Below are 1,345 nucleotides of genomic sequence, written 5' to 3' on the forward strand. Positions count from 1 at the left end.
GGGGCCTGTCAGGAATTTTGTGTTTAAGGCATAACATGCTCCCAAGGAGAATTTATGCCTCGCAAACCGAAAGCCCAGCCGGCGGCTCTGCCGGCGATTCCGGCCGAGTTGCTTGAGCAGTTCGGCAACGGTCCGATGACGGCTGAAGCCATCAATGCCGCGACGCTGGCGCTCAAGAAGGCGCTGATCGAACGGGCACTGGGCGGCGAGATGAACCATCATCTCGGCTACCCTCCCGGTGCTGCCAAGCCGGCCAACGCCACGAATCAGCGCAACGGCAAAGGGGCCAAGACGGTTCTGACCGAAGACGGTCCGATCCGTATCGAGGTGCCGCGTGACCGCGACGGCAGCTTCGAACCCATCCTGATTCCCAAGCACGAACGGCGCTTCACGGGCTTCGACGACAAGATCGTCGCCATGTATGCCCGAGGCATGACCGTACGCGAGATCCAAGGCTTCCTGCTGGAACAGTACGGCACTGAGGTCTCGCCCGACTTCATCAGCTCGGTCACCGACGAGGTCATGGCCGAAGTAACCGCCTGGCAGGCCCGGCCGCTCGAGCCAATGTATCCGGTCGTGTTTTTCGACGCACTGCGGGTCAAGATTCGCGAAGACGCCGTCGTGCGCAACAAGGCGGTGTACCTGGCGCTGGGTGTGCTGCCCGACGGCACGCGGGAGATCCTGGGCCTGTGGATCGAAAATACCGAGGGCGCCAAGTTCTGGATGAAGGTGTTCAATGACTTGAAGACGCGCGGCGTTCACGACATCCTGATCGCCGTCACTGACGGACTGAAGGGCATGCCCGAAGCGCTGGCAGCAGTGTTTCCGGCCACGACGCTGCAAACCTGCATCGTCCATTTGATCCGCAACAGCCTCGATTACGCCAGTTGGAAGGACCGCAGAGGACTGGCCGCCGCGATCAAACCGATCTACGCCGCCCCCAGTGCGGAAGCCGCTCAGGCCGAACTCGATGCGTTTGCGGATGGTCCGTGGGGCCAGAAATTCCCGACCGTCAGTAGCGCGTGGCGCAACGCCTGGGATCGTGTGATTCCGTTCTTTGCGTTTCCGCCGGGTGTGCGCAAGATCATCTACACGACGAACGCGATTGAAAATATCAACTCGCAGTTGCGCAAGATCATCAAGACCCGTGGTCACTTCCCGACCGACGAGGCAGCCACGAAACTCATCTGGCTGGCCCTGCGCAACATCACGGCGAATTGGGGTAGTGCAGCTCATGACTGGAAGACCGCCATGAACCAATTCGCTATCCTTTACGCAGATCGATTCATCCGGCCTTCCGTGTAATTACTCAACCCGCCTTGAACACGGAAATCCTGACACCCCC

Annotated in this window: 1 protein-coding gene; it reads left to right on the top strand. The window is 60.2% G+C overall.

The window, feature by feature from the left end; all coding sequences use genetic code 11:
* Window positions 1-54: 54 nt before the first annotated feature.
* Window positions 55-1,305, top strand: coding sequence for an IS256 family transposase (locus tag H0X95_RS35655; protein WP_034200813.1), 1,251 nt, complete (start codon window positions 55-57; stop codon window positions 1,303-1,305).
* The last annotated feature ends 40 nt before the right edge of the window (window positions 1,306-1,345 follow it).

This window comes from Burkholderia sp. 9779_493 (assembly GCF_015712215.1).
GTDB classification, from domain to species: Bacteria; Pseudomonadota; Gammaproteobacteria; order Burkholderiales; family Burkholderiaceae; genus Burkholderia; species Burkholderia cenocepacia.

What these genes read in the sequence shown, in the direction of transcription:
- H0X95_RS35655 (WP_034200813.1), top strand. Translation starts at nt 55, where the DNA reads ATGCCTCGCAAACCGAAAGCCCAGCCGGCGGCTCTGCCGGCGATTCCG.